The 19,922-nt window shown below is 74.6% G+C and carries 8 protein-coding genes; 3 read left to right on the top strand and 5 right to left on the bottom strand.

The genetic code is table 11. From position 1 onward, the window contains the following. Positions 1-3: 3 nt before the first annotated feature. Genes HYQ63_RS38225 through HYQ63_RS38205 form a run of 5 tightly spaced genes read right to left on the bottom strand, consistent with a single transcriptional unit; the run spans position 4 to position 5,498 of the window. Entirely contained in the window at positions 4-468 is a 465-nt protein-coding gene (locus HYQ63_RS38225) for a ribose-5-phosphate isomerase (RefSeq protein ID WP_179938250.1), read from the bottom strand. After that, the gene (locus HYQ63_RS38220) at positions 465-2,234 is read right to left on the bottom strand and encodes a dihydroxyacetone kinase family protein (RefSeq protein ID WP_179938249.1); all 1,770 of its coding nucleotides are present in this window, start codon (positions 2,232-2,234) and stop codon (positions 465-467) included. The genes HYQ63_RS38225 and HYQ63_RS38220 overlap by 4 nt, the downstream gene beginning before the upstream one ends. After that, on the bottom strand, positions 2,231-3,688 hold the full coding sequence (locus tag HYQ63_RS38215; RefSeq protein ID WP_179938248.1) for an FGGY-family carbohydrate kinase: 1,458 nt from the start codon (positions 3,686-3,688) through the stop codon (positions 2,231-2,233). The genes HYQ63_RS38220 and HYQ63_RS38215 overlap by 4 nt, the downstream gene beginning before the upstream one ends. Further along, positions 3,685-4,755 carry a 2-hydroxyacid dehydrogenase gene (locus HYQ63_RS38210; RefSeq protein ID WP_179938247.1) on the bottom strand — a complete coding sequence of 357 codons (1,071 nt, stop codon included), beginning with the start codon at positions 4,753-4,755 and terminating at the stop codon, positions 3,685-3,687. The genes HYQ63_RS38215 and HYQ63_RS38210 overlap by 4 nt, the downstream gene beginning before the upstream one ends. 5 nt (positions 4,756-4,760) lie before the next feature. After that, the gene (locus tag HYQ63_RS38205) at positions 4,761-5,498 is read right to left on the bottom strand and encodes an HAD family phosphatase (protein ID WP_257232412.1); all 738 of its coding nucleotides are present in this window, start codon (positions 5,496-5,498) and stop codon (positions 4,761-4,763) included. A gap of 115 nt (positions 5,499-5,613) precedes the next feature. Here HYQ63_RS38205 and HYQ63_RS38200 point away from each other — a divergent pair, with 115 nt between their 5' ends. The 3 genes from HYQ63_RS38200 (at position 5,614) to HYQ63_RS38190 (ending at position 19,854) form a co-directional block, all read left to right on the top strand. Next, positions 5,614-6,399 carry a DeoR/GlpR family DNA-binding transcription regulator gene (locus HYQ63_RS38200; RefSeq protein WP_179938246.1) on the top strand — a complete coding sequence of 262 codons (786 nt, stop codon included), beginning with the start codon at positions 5,614-5,616 and terminating at the stop codon, positions 6,397-6,399. 125 nt (positions 6,400-6,524) lie between these two features. Continuing rightward, a complete protein-coding gene (locus tag HYQ63_RS38195) occupies positions 6,525-7,787 on the top strand; it encodes an MFS transporter (protein WP_179938245.1) in 1,263 nt (420 codons plus the stop codon). A gap of 136 nt (positions 7,788-7,923) precedes the next feature. Further along, positions 7,924-19,854, top strand: a complete 11,931-nt coding sequence (locus HYQ63_RS38190) for a non-ribosomal peptide synthetase/type I polyketide synthase (protein WP_179938244.1) — start codon at positions 7,924-7,926, stop codon at positions 19,852-19,854. The last annotated feature ends 68 nt before the right edge of the window (positions 19,855-19,922 follow it).

Below are 19,922 nucleotides of genomic sequence, written 5' to 3'. Positions count from 1 at the left end.
GGGTCAGTTCTCGTAGGCGCGGATGGCGGCCACCTTCTCCGCCGAGGGGGAGGTTTCGTCGAAGCGCTGGGCGAGCCAGTCGTCGGTGAGCGCGCGGGCGAGTTCGAGCCCTATGACGCGCTGGCCGAAGCAGAGCACTTGGGCGTTGTTGCTGAGGACGGAGCGGCGTACGGAGTAGCTGTCGTGGGCGGTGACCGCGCGGATGCCGGGGACCTTGTTGGCGCTGATGGCCACGCCGAGGCCGGTGCCGCACACCAGGAGGGCGCGGTCGGCGGTGCCGTCGGCGACGCGGCGGGCCGCCTCGACCGCGACGTGCGGATAGGCGGTGTGCTCGTCGCTGCCCACGCCGACGTCGATGACCTCGGCGACCCGGGGGTCGTCCAGCAGGTCCTGCTTGAGGGCTTCCTTGTAGCCGTAACCGGCGTCGTCACAGCCGACGACGATCCGGAACGGAGTCGCGGTGGTCATACGGCATCGCTTCCTGTCGTCGTGGGAAGGGTGGCGACCGCGGTCAGCACCGCGGCGAGTGAGGTGGCTCCGGGGTCGGGGGTGCCCACGCTGCGGTCGGCGAGGGGGCGGGCGCGGCCGAGGCGGGGGCGCAGGGTGGCGGTGTGCTCGGCGGCCGTACGGGCTTCGGCCGCGGCGGCCGCGCACGCCTCGGTCACCGGGGCCCCGGCGCGCAGCTGTTCGGCGAAGGCGGTGGTGAACGGGGCGAGGGCGTCGACCAGGGTCTTGTCACCCACGTCGGCCCCGCCGAGCGAGGTGACGGCGGTGAGCGCCTCCGTGGCGGCGGATGCCAGCTCCTCGCGTCCGGGCGCCCGGTCCGCCGGGAGTACGGCGCCGAGGGCGCGCAGCGCAGCGCCCCACAGGGCGCCCGAGGTGCCCCCGGCCTCGGCCGCCCAGGCGTCGCCCGCGGCGGTGAGCACCGCTGCCGGGGCGAGGCGTTCGGCGTGCGCCTTCTCGGCGGCGGCCAGTGCCGCGTCGACGCCCTTGCACATGCCGCGGCCGTGGTCGCCGTCGCCCGCGACCGCGTCCAGCCGCCCCAGGGCCTCCGCGTCCCGGTGCAGCACGTCGCGGGCGGCGCGCAGGGCGTAAACGGCCACCTCCGCGGCCTCGACGGCAGCGCCGGACGCGGTGGCGGCGGACCGGTCCCGGCGGCGCGGGGCCGCGGCGGGCCGTACGGCGGTGTCGTCGGCGGTGGTGTCGGCAGTGTCGTCGGCCGGGCGTTCGGGCGGGGCGCCGCGGCGGAAGGCCGGAGTGTCGGCGGGGGCGCGCCACAGCCGTTCCAGCTCGTCGTCCAGCCAGGTCAGGGTGAGGGAGCAGCCCGCCATGTCGAGGCTGGTGACGAGTTCGCCGACCTCGGGGCGTACGGGGGTGAGCCCGGCGTCGTCCAGCAGCCGGGCCACGGCGCCCCACAGCACGTACAGCTCCTCGTACTTGGTGGCGCCGAGGCCGTTGAGGACGACGGCGACGCGCCCGCCGTCGCCCGCGTCGGCGGGCCGGTCGGCGAGCAGCCCGGTCACCAGGGCGCGGGCCAGTTCCTCCGCCGTGCCCAGGGCGTCCTCGCTCACGCCCGGCTCGCCGTGGATGCCGAGGCCGAGCCCGAGACGGCCCTCGGGGACGGTGAACAGGGGTGCTTCGCCGCCCGGCAGGGTGCAGCCGTCGAAGGCCACGCCGAGGGTGCGGGTACGGGCGTTGGTGTGCTCGGCGACGCGGATGACGTCCTCCAGCGGGGCGCCCTCCTCGGCCGCCGCCGACGCGGTCTTGAAGACGACGAAGCCGCCCGCGATGCCGCGCCGCCGTGCCGTCTGGTCGGCGGGTGCGGAGGCGATGTCGTCGGTGACGGCGAAGCAGCGGGCGGGTATGCCGTCGCCCGTGAGCTGGCGTGCCGCGAGGCCGAAGTTCATCACGTCACCGGCGTAGTTGCCGAAGAGGAAGAGGACACCGCCGCCCGCCTCCGCCGCCTCGGCGACCGAGCGGGCGCGGGCGGCCGACGGGGAGGTGAACACGTCGCCGATGACGGAGCCGTCGGCGAATCCGGGGCCGACGACACCGCAGAAGGCGGGGTAGTGGCCGGAGCCGCCGCCGGTGAGGACGGCCACCTTCCCCACGGGGGTGGGGCGGGCGCGCACCACCCCGCCGGGCACGGCCCGTACGTGCTCGGGATGGGCGGCGGCGAACCCGGTGATCATGTCGTCGGTGAACCGGGCGGGGTCGTTGAAGAGCCTGGTCATCGTGTGCTCCAGCCGTCGCGTGCGGCATCGAGGGCGAGGCGGTAGTCGGCGTAGCCCTCGGCGTAGTGGTCGATCAGCCCGCGCTCGGCGGGCACCGTACGGCGCGGGGCGCGCCAGGCGGCGTCGACGGGCGTGCCCAGGGAGTGCCAGGCGGTCTGGGCGGCGCCGCGGATGCCCACGGCGTCGTCGCAGACGTCCAGGTCGCGGCCGAGGACTCCGGCGAAGATGCGCGCCCATTCCCCGGAGCGCGCCCCGCCGCCGCACGCGGTGATGGAGCCGCAGACGCCGAGGGTCTCCATGCAGTGCCGGGCCGAATAGGCGACGGCCTCGCACAGCGCCCGCACCAGGTCGGCGCGCCCGGCCAGCGGGGAGAGTCCGTCGAAGCGGCCGCGGGCCCGCGCGTCGACGAAGGGGGCGCGCTCGCCGCTGGCGGACAGGAACGGCAGTGCGGTGACGCCGGAGGCGCCGGGCGGGGACTGGACGAGCAGGGCGTCCAGCGCCTCGATCTTCACGTCGAGCAGTTTCAGCAGCCAGTCCAGGCCCGCGGTGCCGATCATGGCGGGCATGACGCGCAGGAACCGGCCCTCGTACGGGGTGGCCAGGACCATTCCGGCCGGTTCGTCGGCGGCGGCCGGGCGCGGCTCGCTGTCGAGGAGCTGGGCGGCGAGGGTGGTGCCGATGATGAGGTTGCCCTCGCCGGGTTCGGCGACTCCCGAGCCGAAGGCGCAGGCGGGGATGTCGAACGGACCGGCGGAGACCGGCAGTCCGGCGGGCAGGCCGAGCCTCCGGGCGGCGTCGGGCAGCAGCCGGTGCAGGGTGCCGGGCGGGGCCGGGTCCGGCAGCAGCCGTCGTTGGTCGGACAGTCCGCACAGGTCGAGCGCGGTCTCGTCGTACGTACGGGTGGCGACGTCGAGGAACGGCTGCGAGGCGTCGGAGGCGTCGACGGTCACGGCGCCGGTCAGCCGCTGGACGACGGCGTCCACGCAGTACCCGGCGACGTGGGCCGCTTCGAGCCGCTCCGGCTCGTGTTCGGCGAGATGGGCCAGCAGCGGTGCGGCGGAGCCGGGGAACAGGCCGACGCCGGTGCGCTCGTGCAGGGCGCGCAGGGTGCCGTCGGCGGTCCACCGGTCGAGCCGGTCCGCGGCCCGTCCGTCCATCCAGGACAGCGCGCGGCCGACGGGGGCGCCGGTGGCGTCGCGCAGCCACAGACCGTCGCCCTGCCCGGTGAGGGCGAGGGCCTCGACCGGTTCGCCGCCCATCTCCGCGACATCGGCGAGGGCCGCCCGTACGACGGTCTCCACGGTGCCCACGACGTCGTCCAGGTCCTGCTCGACGCGCTGTCCGGGCAGGGTGTAGACGGTGCTGCGGGCCTCGTGGGCGGGGGTGGTGCGGCCGTCGCGGGAGATCAGCTGGGCCTTGGTGACCGACGTGCCGATGTCCACTCCGACGATCATGATCGGCCTCCGGTCAGCACCTCCGGGTTGGCGACGTGCCGCAGCGGGTCGCCGCGCAGGAAACGGGCGGCCTCGGCGGCAGTGATCATGGCGGCCCGGTCGGCGGTCTGCCGGGTGGCGCCCGCCAGATGCGGCGTGGTGATGACGTTGGGCGCGCGGTGCAGCGGCCAGTCGGCCGGGGGCGGTTCGACGTCGTAGACGTCGAGGGCGAGCGCCCCGAGGCGGCCGGACTCCAGCAGGCCGGGCAGCGGGGCGTAGTCGAGCAGATCGCCGCGGGCCGAGTTGACGAGGACGGCGCCCTCGGGCAGCAGGGCGAGGTTGTCGGCGTTGAGCAGATGCCGCGTCTCGGGGGTGACCCGGGCGTGCAGGCTCACCACCGAGCTGCGCCGCAACAGGTCGTCCAGGACGGTGAGTTCGACACCGTCGGCCTGCGCCCGGGCCTTGTCCGCGTACGGGTCGGACACGAGGACGTGGGCGCCGAAGGCGCGCAGCACGCGGGCGACGATCGCGCCGATGGCCCCGTAGCCGACGAGGCCGACGGTGGCGCCGTCGAGTTCAAGACCGGCGTTCTCGTAGGCGTAGTAGTCGCCGCGCCAGACGCCTTCCTTGAGGGCGGCGTCGGCGAAGGTGATGCGGCGCAGGGCGGCGAGGATCAGGCCGACGGCGAACTCGGCGGCCGCGGCGGCGTTGCGCCCCGGGGTGAAGGTGACGGGGATCCCGGCGGCGGTTGCGGCGGCCACGTCCACGTTGACGGGGCCGCCGCGGGCCACGCCGATGAACTTCAGCCGGGGCGCCTCGCGGATGACGCGGGCGGTGAAGGGGGCCATCTGGGTGAGGGCGACGCTCGCGTCACCGAGCGCCTCCAGCACCTGCTCCTCGGTGCCGCTGGCCTCCTTGACGCCGCCGTTTCCGTGGGCGTCGGCGCCGACCGGGCCGAAGGGTTCGTTCGGCCAGCGGGTGCGCAGCGTGCGGAAGGTCAGCCCGGCGGAGGGCAGGGCCTCGCCGAGGGCGGCGGAGAAGAGGTCGGGGGCGATGAAGTCGTCGCCTGCTACCAGGACCGTGGTCATGTCGGTCACTCCCCTCGGGCGTCGGGCCGGTGCTCGGGCCGGGCGTCTCGCGCCTCTCGCGCCTCTCGCGCCTCTCGCGCGTCTCGCGCGTCGAGCCTGCTGAGCAGGAAGTCGCGTACGGCGCCGTGGTCCGGGGAGCGGAAGGCGGCGGCCGCGAGGGCGTCCTCGGCGGGTGGGTACTGCGGATTGGGGATGGCCACGACGGTCATCCCGGCGGCCGCGGCGGCGCGCAGTCCGTTGCTGGAGTCCTCGACGGCGAGACAGCGCTCCGGGGCCACGCCGAGTGCGTTCGCGGCGGCGAGATAGACGTCCGGGCTCGGCTTTCCGCGCGGCACCTCGGCGCTGGAGACGGTCGCCTTGAAGTGGTGGTCGACCCCGTGGTGGACGAGGACGGCGTCGATGACCCGGCGCGGCGCGGAGGAGGCGAGCGCGACGGGCCCGCGCTCGGCGGTGGCGGTGATCATCTCGCGGGCTCCGGGCAGCAGCTCGATGCGCCCGTCGGCCAGCGCCTGGACCATGCCGTCGACGACGGTCCGTTCGGTGGTTTCCGCGGGATCGCCCGCGCCGCAGAACCGGGTGAGGTAGGCGGCCCACTCGGGGGCGCTCATCCCCTGCACGTCACGGGTCTGTTCCGGGCCCCAGGAACGGCCGTGTCCCGCGGCGTACGCGGTCCACAGCTCCTCCCACAGATGCTCGCTCTCCACCAGGACGCCGTCCATGTCGAAGACCACTGCGTCGGCCATGCGTACCCCTGATCCCCTGGCTGATGATTGCGTCGTTGCGTCACAGTGAAATTAACAGTCTCCGTGTGACTTGTCACTGGTTACATGTGAGAAATCGACACGGCAGGATGGAGCCATGACTCTCCCGTCTTCGCGCGGTGCGCGCCAACAGCGACACCAACTGATCGTCGACCACGTCCTGGCCCGGGGGGACGCCACCGTGGCCGAGCTGGCCGAGCTGACCGGCGTCAGCCTGATGACGGTCCACCGGGACATCGCCGAGCTGGCCGACCGCGGCATTCTGCGCAAGTACCACGGGGGTGTCTCCGCGCAGCCCTCGATGGTCTTCGAGTCCAGTTCGGACTTCCGGCTGCACGCGCACACCGACGAGAAGCAGGCGCTGGCCCGCGCCGCGCTGTCGTTCGTGGCCCCGGGGATGTCGGTGATGCTGGACGACTCGACCACGGCGCTGGCCCTGGCGCGGCTGTTGCCCGAGGTGGGGCCGCTGACCGTGGTGACCAACTACCGCCTGATCACGGAGGAGCTGAGGGGCGCCGAGGGCATCCGGCTGATCTGCGTGGGCGGCGAGTACTCGCGCACCCATGACTCGTGGATCGGCCTGCCGGCGATCGACATGATCAGCGGCGTCTCCGTCGATCTGACCGTGCTGTCCACCTCCGGGATGACCGCGGGCATGACGTTCCACCAGGAGCAGGAGATCGTCAGCATCAAGCGGGCGGCCCGGCAGGCCGGCGCGACGAGCGTACTGCTCATGGACCACAGCAAGGTGGGCCGCCGGGCGCTGCACCGGCTGGAGAGCGTGGACTCCTTCGACCATGTGCTGCTGACCGGCCCGGTGGACGAGGAGCTGCTGCGGGAGATGCGGGAACTGACCGATGTGCGGGTGATCGAGGCGGGATAATTAACATCCCGGCTCGTTAGTTTTACCAAGACTCTTGATATTTCTCTCGGCGCGCTTGAGTATCTGCGGTCGTACTCCGTCACACCTCAGAGACACCTCAGACACACCTCAGAGTGGAGGTAGCGATGCCGAAAGCCTTGATCCTGGGCTATGTGGGCGTGCTGTTGTTCATGATCGGCGATGGTGTCGAATCCGGCTTCATCGCCCCGTACATGGCCGACCACGGCGCCGCGACGGACGTACGGGCCGGGTACGTCATCACGGTGTACGGCATCGCCGTCATGCTGGCGTCCTGGTTCTCCGGTGCGCTCTGCCAGGTGTGGGGGCCGCGCCGGGTGATGTGGGTGGGCCTGGTGATCTGGGCCGTCTTCGACGCCGCGTATCTGCTCTTCGCGCTGGGCACCGAGAACTACCCGCTGATGCTGGTCTTCTACGGCATCCGGGGCTTCGGCTACCCGCTCTTCGCGTTCGGCTTCCTCGTATGGATCACCAATACGGCACCGAAGGCCCGGCTCGGCACCGCGGTCGGCTGGTTCTACTTCGCCTTCACGGGCGGCCTGCCCACCCTCGGCTCGCTGTGGTCGAGCCTGACCATCCCCTGGTTCGGCCGCCTCGGCACCCTGTGGTCCGCGCTCGGCCTCATCCTCCTCGGCGGCGCCATCGCCCTGGTCGGCGCGCGGCGGAGGCCCGGCGGTGACCGGATGGCGCCGCCGGAGGTCACCACCGGGCAGAGCCTGCTCAACTCCGTCTCCATCATCTGGACCCATCCGCGCGTCCTGGTGGGCTGCCTGGTCCGGGTCATCAACACGGCCCCCGAGTTCGGCATGCTGGTGTACCTGCCGCGGATCTTCTCCGACGACATCGGCTTCGGCGAGGACAAGTGGCTCCAGCTGCTGGCGATCATCTACGGCACGAACATCTTCTTCAACCTCATCTTCGGTGTGCTCTCCGACCGCATCGGCTGGCGCACGACCATCGCCGGTTTCGGCGCCCTGGGCTGCGCGATCAGTGTCACGACGCTGTACTTCGTGCCGGTGTGGCTCGGCCCGGACTACTTCTGGGTCGCGGTGCTCGCGGGCATGTTCTACGGGGCGACCCTCGCGGGATTCGTCCCCATCTCGGCGCTCATCCCGTCGATGGCCCCGGAGAACAAGGGCGGTTCGATGGCCCTGCTCAACCTGGGCGCGGGCGGCGCGGCCTTCGTCGGCCCGGCGCTCGCCAGCCTGTTCTTCCCCCTCGTCGGCGCGGGCGGGGTCACGCTCGTCTTCCTCGCCCTGTACCTGGTGGCCTTCGTGCTGACGCTGCTGCTGAAGCTGCCGGAGGAGCGGGACGGCGAGCCGGTGGCCCCCGCCGCGTCCCGGACGGACGCGGCCGCGACGTCGTCGTAGCTCTCCGCCCGGTCCGGGCGGTCGGCCCGGTCGACCCGGTCGGCCCGGTCGACCCGACCGGTCGTCCATGGCCGGAACCTGGTGCTCCCCTTCGCCCCTCCCTCAGGGTGGAAGCGAGCGAACGAGGAGAGCCTTGATGTCCGGACCGAATGGCGAGACCACGCTCCTGCGAGTCTTGCTGGACGCCGCCGAGGTGGCTCCCGACCAGGTGCTGGTGCATGTGCGGGGAGACGGTGGCGAGCGGACCGTCACCTACGCGCAGCTGCGGGACGACGCGCTGCGCGTGGCCGGGGGCTATCGCGCGGCCGGTGTCGCCCCCGGCAGCTGCGTCCCCGTGCTCGCGGACCGCGGTGACGACTTCCAGGCGATGTTCTGGGGCGCACTGGCAGCGGGACTCGTACCGGTGCCGCTGGCCCCCGACGCACGGCGGGTGCTCCCGGTGTGGGAACTGCTCGGCCGCCCGCCGGTGGCCGTGGACGAGACCACCGCGGCGCTGCTGACCGAATTCCCCTCCGGGGTACGGCCGTTGAGGCTGGAGACGCTGCGGCAGGGCCGCCCACCGGGCCTCCTGCCGGAGGCGGCCCCCGGTGACGTGGCGTTCCTCCAGTTCTCCTCGGGCAGCACCGGGGCGCCCAAGGGCGTGGAGCTGACCCACGCCTGCGTCCTGGCCAACCTGGGGCAGATCCGTACCGCCGCGGCCCTCACCTCCAAGGATGTGGTGGCGAGCTGGATGCCGTACTTCCACGACATGGGGCTCATCGGCACCCACCTGGCCCCGCTCGCCGCACGCGCCAAGCAGGTGCGGCTGGAGCCGCTGTCGTTCGCCAAACGGCCCGCCCTGTGGCTGGAGACCGCGGCCCGGCACCGGGCCACGGTCCTGTCCGCGGCCAACTTCGCCCTCGCGCTGGCCACGCGGCGGATCCCCGACGAGGTGTACGGCCGACTCGACCTGTCCGCCGTGCGGTTGATGCTGGTGGGTGCCGAGCCGATCGCTCCGGCGGTGTGGCGGCGGTTCGTGGCGAAGGCCCGGGCGTCCGGGCTCGACGCCCGGGCCCCGCAACCCGTCTACGGCCTGGCCGAGGCCACCTTGGCGGTCACCTTCCCGCCCCTCGGCGAGGTGGCGGCGCCCCGCGTACTGGACCGCGCGGCCCTCAGCCGGGGCCGCGCGGTGGACACCGCCCCGGGCCCGGACGCGGTGGAGTTGATGGACGTCGGCCAGCCGGTGCCGGGCTGCGAGATACGCATCGCGGACGATACGGGCCGCCCCCTGGGCGACCGGCGGGTCGGCCACGTCCAGGTGCGCGGCCCCCAGGTGGCGCGCGGCTACCACGAGGCCCCCGACACCACCGCCGCCGCCTTCGCCGACGGCTGGCTGCGCACCGGCGACCTGGGCTTCCTGGCCGACGGCCGGTTGTGCGTGACCGGCCGCGACAAGGACGTGGTGTTCGTGAACGGCCGCACCTTCCACGCCCCGGACCTGGAAGAGGTCGCGGCCGCCACCCCCGGCCTGCCGACCCCACTGACCGCGGTGATCGGCTCCACCGACCCGGCCGACGGCACGGAGCGGGTGGTCGTGTTCGTACGGTGGCCCAGACCGCCGAGAGAAGCGGCCCCCGTACTCGCCCAGGTGACGGCCCGGGTACGGCAAGCCCTGGCCCACGACGACGTACGCGTACTGCCCCTGCCACCGGGCGCGTTCCCCCGAACGACGAGCGGCAAGCTGCGCCGCCGCACGATGCGCGAGCGGTACGAGGCCGGGGCGTACGCGACGGTGGAGGCGCGGTGGTGCGTCGCCACGCCCGCGCCCGCCGGTGCGGTGGCCCCTCCGGCGGAGGGGTGCGCCGAGGCGAGCGGCACCGCCGGGGGTGCGGGGGTGGTCCCGTCGTGGGAGGAGGTGGCGGGGGTTGTCGCGGGGGTTTGGGCTCGGGTGTTGGGGCGGCCCGTGGGCAGCATCGGGGTGCATGACCGGTTCCTGGCCATTGGCGGTTCGTCGCTGAAGGCGATGGAGGTGCTCGCCGCGCTGGAGGACACCTTCGGTGTCTCCGTACCGCCGGGCGTGCTGCGCGACCGTGACACGGTCGCCGCGCTGACCGAGCACCTGGTGGCGGCCCAGGGCGGTGAACGGCCGGAGTCCGCTCGTCCACGCCCTGCTACAGGCAATCCGGGGGCGGCGGTTGCCGTTGTCTCCATGGCCTGCCGTTTCCCCGGGGCCGACACCCCGGACGCCTTCTGGGACCGGCTCGTGGCCGGCCACGACGCCGTCGGCCCCGTACCGGCCACCCGGTGGAGCACCCGGCCCGGGTCCACCGCCCGGTGGGGCGCGTTTCTGGCCGATCCGGCCGGCTTCGACGCCGCGTACTTCGGCATCGACGCTCAGGAGGCGACCGCGACCGATCCGCAGGCCCGGATCTTCCTGGAACTGGCCCACGAGGCCCTGGAGCGCGCCGGTTACGCGGGCGCGCGGCGGGCGGGCCGCCGCGTCGGGGTGTTCGCGGCGACCGGGGAGAGCGGCTACCGCGAGGTGCTGGCACGGGCGTTCGGCCCGGAGGGCGGGCTGCCGCCCGCCGCGTTGACCGGTAACCTTCCCAACCTCGTCGCCGCCCGGGTGGCGCAGAGCCTGGACCTGACCGGTCCGGCCCTCGCCGTCGACACCGCCTGCTCCTCGGCGCTGGTCGCGCTGCACCTGGCGCGCCGCAGTCTCCAGTCCGGCGAGTGCGATCTCGCCGTCGTCGGCGGGGTCAACCTCGCGCTGACCTCGACCGGCCACCGGCTGTTGGAGCAGGCGGGGGTGTTGTCGCCGACCGGGCGCTGCCGCGCCTTCGGCTCCGAGGCCGACGGGTTCGTCCCCGGTGAGGGCGGCGCGGCGATCGTGCTGGCCCGGCTGGACGACGCGCACCGCGCGGACGACCCGGTCCTGGCCGTGCTGCGCGGCACCGCCGTGAACAACGACGGGCGCTCGCTGAGTCTGCTGGCCCCCAACGCGCTCACCCAGCGGGAGATCATCGTCCAGGCGTACCGGGACGCGGGTGTCGACCCCGACAGCGTGTCCTACGTCGAGGCGCACGGCACCGGCACCGCCCTCGGCGACCCCGTCGAACTGCGCTCCCTGCGCCAGGCGTTCGGCCCGCGCGCCGACGGACGGCCGCGCCTGCTGGGGTCGGTGAAGAGCAACGTCGGCCATCTGCTCAACGCCGCCGCCATGCCGGGCCTGATCAAGGTGATCCTGGCCCTGGGCCACCGGGAGCTGCCCGCCTCCCTGCACCACGACGCGCCCGCGGCGGACGGTGACGCGGAGGGATTCGCGGTGGTCGGCGAACACCGCGCGTGGACGGCCCCAGGACCGCTGGTGGCGGGCATCAACGCCTTCGGGTTCGGCGGCACCAACGCACACGCGATCCTGGAGGAGGCGCCACCACGTGAGCACGACACTTCGCATGAGCGTGAGGACGACGGCCCGCATCTGCTGACCCTCTCGGCGCGCAGCGCCGACGCCCTGACGGCCGCGGCCCGCGACCTCGCGGCCCATCTGCGGGCCCACCCGGACCTCGACGAGGGCGATGTGTGCGCCACCGTCAACACCGCCCGCGACCACGGCCGCCACCGCCTGGCGGTGGTGTCACGCGGCGACCTGGCCGAACGTCTCGCGGCCCACCCCGCGACCACGGTGGCCCGCTCGCGGCCCCGACTGGTGTTCCTGCTGCCCGGCCAGGGCACCGTCCGGCCTGGGGCGGGCCGCGCCCTGTACCGCTCCGCGCCCGCGTTCCGCCACGCGCTGGACGAGGCGTCCGCGCTCATCGGCCCGGTGTGCGGGCGCACCCTGGCCCAGTGGTGCCTGGACCCGGATGCCACGCCCGCCGATCTGGCCCGTACGGAGGTCGCGCAGCCGCTGCTCGTCGCGTACGGCGTGGCGCTCGCCCGGCAGTTGCGCGCCTGGGGTGTGGGCCCGGACGCGGTGGCGGGGCACAGCGTCGGCGAGATCACCGCCGCCTGCGTGGCCGGGGCGCTCACCCTGCCCGAGGCGGTGCGGTTCGCCGCCGAGCGGGGCCGTCTGATGCGCGACCTGGCCGAACCGGGCGCCATGGCCGCCGTCCGCTGCGGAGCGGACGCCCTCGCCACGGTGCTGGACGAATCGGCGGGTGCACTGTGCGTGGCCGCGGTCAACGCCCCTGACCAGACGGTGATTTCCGGCGCCCCGGACGCCGTCGACCGGGCCGTGACACGGCTGGCCGCCGAGGGGATTCCGGCCCGCGCCCTCCCGGTGTCCCACGGTTTCCACTCCCCCGCGATGCTCCCGGTGGCCGACCCGCTCGCCGCCGCGGCCGCAGCCACTCTGGATCCCCGTTCGCCGTCGGTGCCCCTGCTGAGCTCGCTGACGGCCCGGTGGCGGCCGTCCCTGGGCCCGGCACACTGGCGCGAACACGCCCTGCGGCCGGTGCGTTTCGGCCCCGCCGTGGAGCGCCTGTTGGACGACGGGTACGACACGTTCGTGGAGCTGGGCCCCGGCGCCACCCTGCCGGGCCCGGTCCGCTCGGTCGCGGCCGGACGCGACGGCGCGGACCCGGCACCGGAGGCGTTCACGCTGGCCGCCCCGGACGCGGGCGGCGACGCCGCGCAGGCGCTGCTGACGGCCCTGGGGCGGCTGTGGACACGCGGCGTCGAGCTGGACCATACGGCTCTGGGCGCGGGGCGGGCCCGCGTCGCCGTACCGACGTATCCGTTCCAGCGCCGTCGATACTGGCCCGAGCCCGTGGAGCCCGAGCCCGTGGCGGCACCGCTTCTGCACCGACTCACCTGGGGTGATGCGCCTCCGTCAGCGGACGGTGCCCCGCACGCCGTCCGGCTGGCCGGGCCCGACTCGGAACTGGCCCGCGCGGTGGCCCGCCGCCTGGAGCGGCGCGGTATCGCGGTGCAGCGGGGCGGGGACACCGCCGCCACCGAGCCACCCGCGCCGATCACCGTGCTGCTCGCCGGACCGGCGGCGGCTGACGGTGCCGCGGTGGCGGACGTCGACTCCGCGACGCATGCCGTGCTCTCCACGCTGCGGGACCTGTTCACCCCGATGAGCCAGGACGGCGCCCGTCTGGTGGCGGTCACCGAGGATGTGCACGCCACCGGCGTCGCCACCGAACGGCTCCGTCCCGCCCAGGCGCTGCTGACCGGCCTGACACTCGCGCTCCCGGAGGAGTTCCCGGGCCTCACCGCGTACAGCGTCGACCTGTCCTCGTACGATTCCCTGGACGTCCGGCTCGACGCGCTGGAACGGGAGGTGCTCGGGCGGCACGCGCCGGGAGAAGGCGGCGCGGTGGCGTGGCGGGCGGGCCGCCGCCTGGTCCGTACGCTCGCCCCGGTGCCGACCGTGCCGCCGCCCTCGTCGCCACTGCCGCCCGACGGCACCTACCTGATCACCGGCGGTACGGGCGGGATCGGCGCCGCGCTCGCGCGTGACCTGGCCGGGCGCGGCCGACCGACCCTGGTGCTCGTGGGCCGTTCGGCCCGCCCGGCGGACCGCCTGCTGGCCGAACTCGGCGCGCTCGGCGCCACCGCGGAGTACCGCGTGGCGGATGTGTCGGCCGAGGCCGATGTCGAGGCGCTGATGGCCGATCTGCCGCCGCTGGACGGGGTGTTCCACGCGGCGGGGGTGGTGCGCCCCGGCACGCTGCGGACCAAGTCGCAGGGCGAGATGGCCGAGGTCATGGCCGCCAAGGTGCGCGGGAGCCAGCTGCTGTCCCGGGCCCTGTGGCGGCACGGCCACCGCCCGGCGGTGTGCGTGGCGTTCTCGTCGGTCGCGGCTGTGCTGCCCGGACTGGCCGGTGCGCTCGGTGACTACGCCGCGGCCAACGCCTTCCTCGACGCGTTCGCCGCCGCCGAACGGGCCGCCGGGCGGCCGTGGCAATCGCTGAACTTCGCCGCGTTCGCCGAGACGGGAATGGCCGCCGGTGAGCCGTCCCGGACCGCTGGTGAGCCGACCCGGGCCGCCACCGTCGCGGCCCGGGGCCCCGCACCGCTGGCCACGGACGCGGGGCTGGCGGCGCTGCACACGGCCTGCGGTATCGATGCCGCCCAGTTGGTCGTGGCCGAGCTGACGGTGGAGTCTGCGGCCCGTGTGTCGGCGGCTGCCACATCGCCCGTCGACGTGGCAGCCGCCGCTGGTTCGGCTCCGGCCCTCTCGGCCCCCGCCACGTCGGCCGCAGACAGGTCGGCCATTGCTGCGTCCGGGACCGACGCCGCCCACTCCCCCGTCACCGACACCCTGCGCCGCCTCCTGGCCGAGGCCCTGCACCGGGCGCCCGCCGATGTCGACGACGACGAACCGTTCCTCACCATGGGGCTGGACTCGCTCTCCGCCGTGGATCTCGTGCGGCGGCTGGAGGCGGAGTTGGGGCGGGCCCTGCCGCCCACCCTGTTCTTCGAGTACCGGACGATCCGCGAGCTGGCCGCCCAGCTGTCAACAGGTCGGGGAAACGCACACCCGCCGCACCCCACCGACGACGGCACACACGACGCGTTCGCCGCCGGTGCCCCGCTGCCCCTCACCCCCGTACAGCTGGCCTTCCACACGGGCGGCAGGCTGCACCCCGAGGTCGCCGCGTACGCGTACGTACGCCAGACCGTCAGCGGCGCCGTGGACACCGAACTGCTCGGCCGGGCACTCGCGCTCCTCGCCGAACGCCACCCGATGCTGCGCATCAGGATCGAGCCCGGCGGTACGGCGCCCACACAGCGCGTCACGCCGCCCGACCCGCACACCACACCACCCTGGTACGAGGTCCGCGACGCCGATGGCGGCCCGCCGGCCGAGCTGGAGGAGGCGCTGTGCAACCGGCCCTTCGACCTGGCCGCCGAGGCACCGGTACGTGCCGTGCTGGTGCGCGAACGCGCCGACCTGGCCCATCTCCTGCTCGTCCTGCATCACGCCGCCGCGGACGGATTCAGCGTCAACGTCCTCGGCGAGGAGCTGTGGTCGGTGTACACCGCGCTCGCGCACGGCCGCTCCCCCGAACTGCCCCCGCTCCAGGCGGGTTTCGCCGACTACGCCACCGCCGTCGACGCGGAGCGGTCCTCCCCGGAGGCCGCCGAGGACCGCAGGTACTGGCACCACCTGCTCGCCGACCGCACACACCCCCTGGACCTGCCCTGGGACGGCGATCCCGACACACCCCCCGCCGCGCCGCTCACCGCACACCAGGTGGCCACCGACCCCGACCTCACCGCCGCGCTGCGCACCTGCGCCGCCACCCACGGCGTCTCACTGTTCCATCTGCTGCTGGCCGCGTACGCGCGCTGCCTGGCGCGGTGGAGCGGGCAGCGCGCCATCGCGGTCAACGTCGCCCGCGCCCGTCGTGAGCTGCGGCTCGCCGGGCTCGACCGGCTGGTCGGCCCGCTCGCCGACACGCTGCCGCTCCTGGCCACCGTCGACCCGGACGAGCCGGTGCCCGCCCTGGCGCAGCGGCTGCGCGACATCTGGCTGGACGCCGAGCGGCACGCGCGACTCACCGGCCTCGACATCGCCCGGCTGTTGCCCGCCACGGGGTCCCGGCCGCGCACGCCCTCCCCGGCGGGGTTCAGCTTCGCCCGCTTCCCCGTCACCGCGGACCCCGACTGTCCGGTCACGGTACGCCCGGCCGCGGCGCGCACCGCGTCCGCCGCCACGCGCCTGGGGCTGCTGTGCTGGGAGAGCGACGGGGCCCTGCACTTCTCCTGGAACGTCCCGGCCCGGCTGTTCGCCCCGGCCACCGTGGAGCGCCTGGCCCGCGAACACCTCGCGGAACTCACCGCACTCACCGCACTCACCGATTCCGCCACACCCGCGCCGCCGCCCCCGGCGCCCGAGCGCGGCGGAATCGTCGCGCGCCTGTGCGCACGGTTCCGGGCGGCCGCCGACCAGGTCGCGGTGGACACCGGCGAGGCCACCCTGACCTACGCGGCGCTCGACCGCGCGTCTGCCACCCTGGCCGCCCGACTGCGCGCCCACGGCGTCGCTCCCGGCGACCTGGTCGGCCTGCTCACCGAGCCGGGCGCCGACACCGTCGTCGGCGTCGTCGGCATCCTGCGGGCCGGGGCCGGATGGGTGCCGCTGGACGCCACGCATCCCACCGCGCGCCTGGCCGACCAGTTGCACCGCACCACGGCCCGGACCGTCGTGTGCCACGCCGCCACCCGCGTCATGGCCGACGCATTCGACGAGGTGACCGCGGTCGCCCTCGACGATCCGTCGCCCTCCCCCGACCCGGCCTTCGTCCCCGCACCCGACGATCCCGACGCGATCGCCTACACCATCTTCACCTCGGGCTCCACCGGCCGCCCCAAGGCCGTACCCATCACTCACCGGGCGATGGTGAACTACCTGGACTGGGCCGTGGACACCTTCGGCTACCGGGCGGGCGACCGACTCGCCCAGACCGCGTCCGTGTGCTTCGACGCGTCCGTACGCCAGCTGCTCGCACCGCTGCTGGTCGGCGCCACCGTGCACACCCTGCCGCGGAATCTCGTCCGCGACCCCGAGGCGCTGCTGGACCGGGTCGTACGGGACCGGATCACCGTGTGGAGTTCGGTGCCGACGCTCTGGGAACGGCTGCTGACCGCCGCCGAGACCCGGGTGCGGCGCGGTGCACCCCGGCCCGATCTGTCGGCGCTGCGCTGGATCCACGTCGGCGGTGAGGTGCTGCCCGCCGCACATGTCCGCCGCTGGTACGACCTGTTCGGGCCCGGTCACCGCATCGCGAACCTGTACGGGCCCACCGAGACCACCATCAACGCCACCTGCCACCTCATCGACACCCGCCCCGGCGACGAGGTGCGCCGACTGCCGATCGGCCGCCCCATCTCCGGCACCGAGGTGGCGGTGGTGGCCGAGGACGGGCGCCGCTGCGCCCCGGGCGAGCCCGGTGAACTGCTCATCGGCGGTACGGGGCTGACGCCGGGCTACCTCGGCGACCCCGAGCGGACGGCGGCGGCGTTCACCGAGCGCGACGGCAGGCGCTGGTACCGCAGCGGCGACCGGGTGTGCGGGCGGCCCGATGGTGTACTGGAGTTCCTGGGCCGCCTGGACGACCAGGTGAAGGTCCGCGGCCACCGGGTCGAACCGGGCGAGATCGAGGCGGTGCTGCACACCCACCCCGGCGTCGCGCGGGCCGCCGTACTGCACCATCACGGCCGCCTGACCGCCTTCGTGGAACCCCTGCCGGGCGGGCCGCGGCCCGAACCGGCACGACTCCGCGCCCATCTGCGCGGCACGCTGCCGGACTACATGCTCCCGGCCCGTTTCCAGTACGTCGAGGCGCTGCCCCTCACCGGCACCGGCAAGGTGGACCGCCGCCGACTCGACGCGCCTGCCCCCGACACGGCCACCACGGCGGCGGCAGCCGAAGCCCCGCCCGCCACGCCGACCGAACACACCCTGGCCCACATCTGGTCCGAGGTGCTGGGGGTGGCGCACGTCAGCCGCGAGGACGACTTCTTCGCGCTCGGAGGCGACTCCATCCTCGTCCTGGAGGTGTTCGCCCGGCTGGAGAAGACACACGACGCGGCGCGGCGGAACACCACCCTGCCCAGGCCGACGGTCATCTACGAACACAGCACGCTCTCCGCGCTGGCCACCGCGATCGATGAGGCCACCAGCGCGCAACAGGCCCCCGCCTCCCCCGCGGGGGCGGACATCACGCCGTACCCCCTCACCCCCACCCAGCGCGGCTTCCTGGTCGCCGAGGCCATCACGCCCGGGTCCGGTTCGGCGTGGCTCGCCCGGCTGCGGCTGCGCGGGCCGCTGCGCGCCGAGGTGTTTCAGCGTGCCGTCGACGCGCTCGTGGTCCGCCACCCCATGCTGCGCACCGTCTTCCCCGCCGGTGCCCGCCCGCCGGTGCAGCAGGAACTGCCGCCCGCGCTGCGGCTCCCCGTGGACTTCGAAACGGCGGCGTCCCCCGTCCAACTCGATGAGCGGGTCACCGACGAACGCCGTCGCCGGTTCGAACCATGGGCCTGGCCACTGCTGCGCCTGCGGGTGCTGACCCTCGCCCCCGACGAGCACACGCTCGTCGTCCACGCCCACCACCTCATCGGCGACGGCTACAGCGCGGCCCTGTTCGGCCGGGAGTTGCTCACCGTCTACGACCGGCTCGCCCGCGGCGAGCAGCCCCAACTGCCGCCGCTGCGCAGCACGTTCCGCGATTACGTCACCCTGCTCCGGCAGTCGGCCCCGGACCCGGCGGCCACCGCGTGGCGCGCCCGCCACGACGCCCCGTACGAGCGGCCCGACCTGCGGCGCGGGGACACGGCCCAGGCGGAGTTCCGGTCGGCAGGCTTCACCCTCGACGCCGAGACGACGGCCGGGCTGCGCCACCTCGCCACCTCCGTCCGCGCCACGCCGTACGCCCCCGTGCTGACCGCCTACTACCGGGCCCTGGCCGATCTCACCGGCCAACGGGACCTCGTCCTCGGGCTCGCGGTCACCGGACGGGACCACGCGCTGCCCGACATCAGCCGGCTGTTCGGCCCGCTGGCCGCCGCCGTACCGCTGCGCCCAGCCGTGGCGGAAGCGGACACCGGCACCGACGCCGACACCGCGCCCGCCACGTCGTTCCGCGACGATCTGCGCCGCGTCGCCGAGGAGGCCACCGCGGCACGCACCTACGGCACCGGTGGCGGGCCGTCCGGAGGAGACGGCCACGGCCTGCCGAGGGCCACGCAGTTCCTCTTCAGCTACCTCGACTTCTCCGCCCTGGGCCCGCCCACCGACGGGTCCCTGACCCTCGACTGGGATCACCACGACACGGAACTCGTCCCGCCTCCGGTGGGCACCGATGTGTTCCTGGCCGTCCGGCCGGTCGGGGACGGTCTGCGCGTCACCGTGCGCGCTTCGGCCGCCGCCCTCGACGCAGCGGCCACGGAGGCGTTCGCCCGTGCCCTGCGGGACGAGCTGGCCGGGGCCGTGGCACCGCGCCCGCGCCCGCGCCCGCGCCGTAGCGTGCCCTCCGCTCGTACGGACGCCGCGCTCGTCGGCTATCTCCCGGCGCCCGGACACCTGGCGGCGCTCGCCGGGGTACCGGCCCCGGAGCTGCCCCGTGAACACCTGCGGGCCCTGCTGTTCCCGGACGGCGGGCCCCGCCTGCTGGAGGAGATCAGCACACCGCTGGGACGCTCGGCGTTCGTATCGCTGCCGCTGTTCGCCGACGAACTGGCCCCGGGGAACGCGCTCACCGGACACACCGCCCGCGCCGTCGCCCACGCCGCCTCCCTCGGCGCGCGCTGTGTGTCGCTGGCCGGGATGATTCCCGCGTACACCGGCTACGGATTCGAGGTGGTACGCGCCACCAGCGGGACGACGACGGTCACCACCGGCCACGCGGCCACCGCCGTGTCCGTGGTCAAGACCGTCCATGCCGCGCTCGCGGCGGCGGGACACGACCTCGCGGACCTCACCGTCGCCATGGTCGGGCTCGGCTCGATCGGCACCTCGTCCCTCCACCTGCTCCTCGGCGGCGCCCCGCGCCCACCCGCCCGCCTGGTGCTGTGCGACGTCGCGGGCAGCGCGCCCCGTCTGCGCGCGCTCGGCGCGGAGCTGCGCGGCAGCGGGCTGGCGGGGTCGGTGGAGACGGCCGAGTCCGCCCCGGATCTGCCCGATGTGGTGTACGAGGCCGATCTGATCGTCACGGCCGTCAGCGGTGGTACGGCCGTCCTCGACGTGGACCGGTTGCGCGCCGGGACCGTCGTGGTCGACGACTCGTTCCCGCACTGCTTCGACACCGCACGCGCCCTCGACCGGATGCGCGGGCGGCGCGATGTGCTGACGGTCGGGGGCGGGCTGCTCGCGGTCGGCGACGCCGAGCGGCACATCGCCGACGACCTGCCACCGGCCGCCGCCTCCGGCTATGCGGAACAGACCTGGCTGCCGGGCACGGTCGCCTCCTGTCGGCTGGAATCCCTGCTGCACACCGCCGTGCCCGGCCTGCCGCTGGTCCACGGGCTGGTCGACGCCTCCCACGCACACGCGTACCGGGAGGCGGTCGAGGCGGCCGGGGTGAGCGCGGCGCCACTTCATCTGCTCGGCCACACGGTCGGCGACGAGGGCTGACACACCGGTGCCCCGGCCGGAAACCACCCGGCCGGGGCACCGCGCTCTCCTCCCGAAGGGCCTTACGG

Source organism: Streptomyces sp. Rer75, from assembly GCF_013414305.1.
Classification (GTDB): Bacteria; Actinomycetota; Actinomycetes; order Streptomycetales; family Streptomycetaceae; genus Streptomyces; species Streptomyces himastatinicus.
This window is presented reverse-complemented; position numbering and strand designations above follow the sequence as displayed.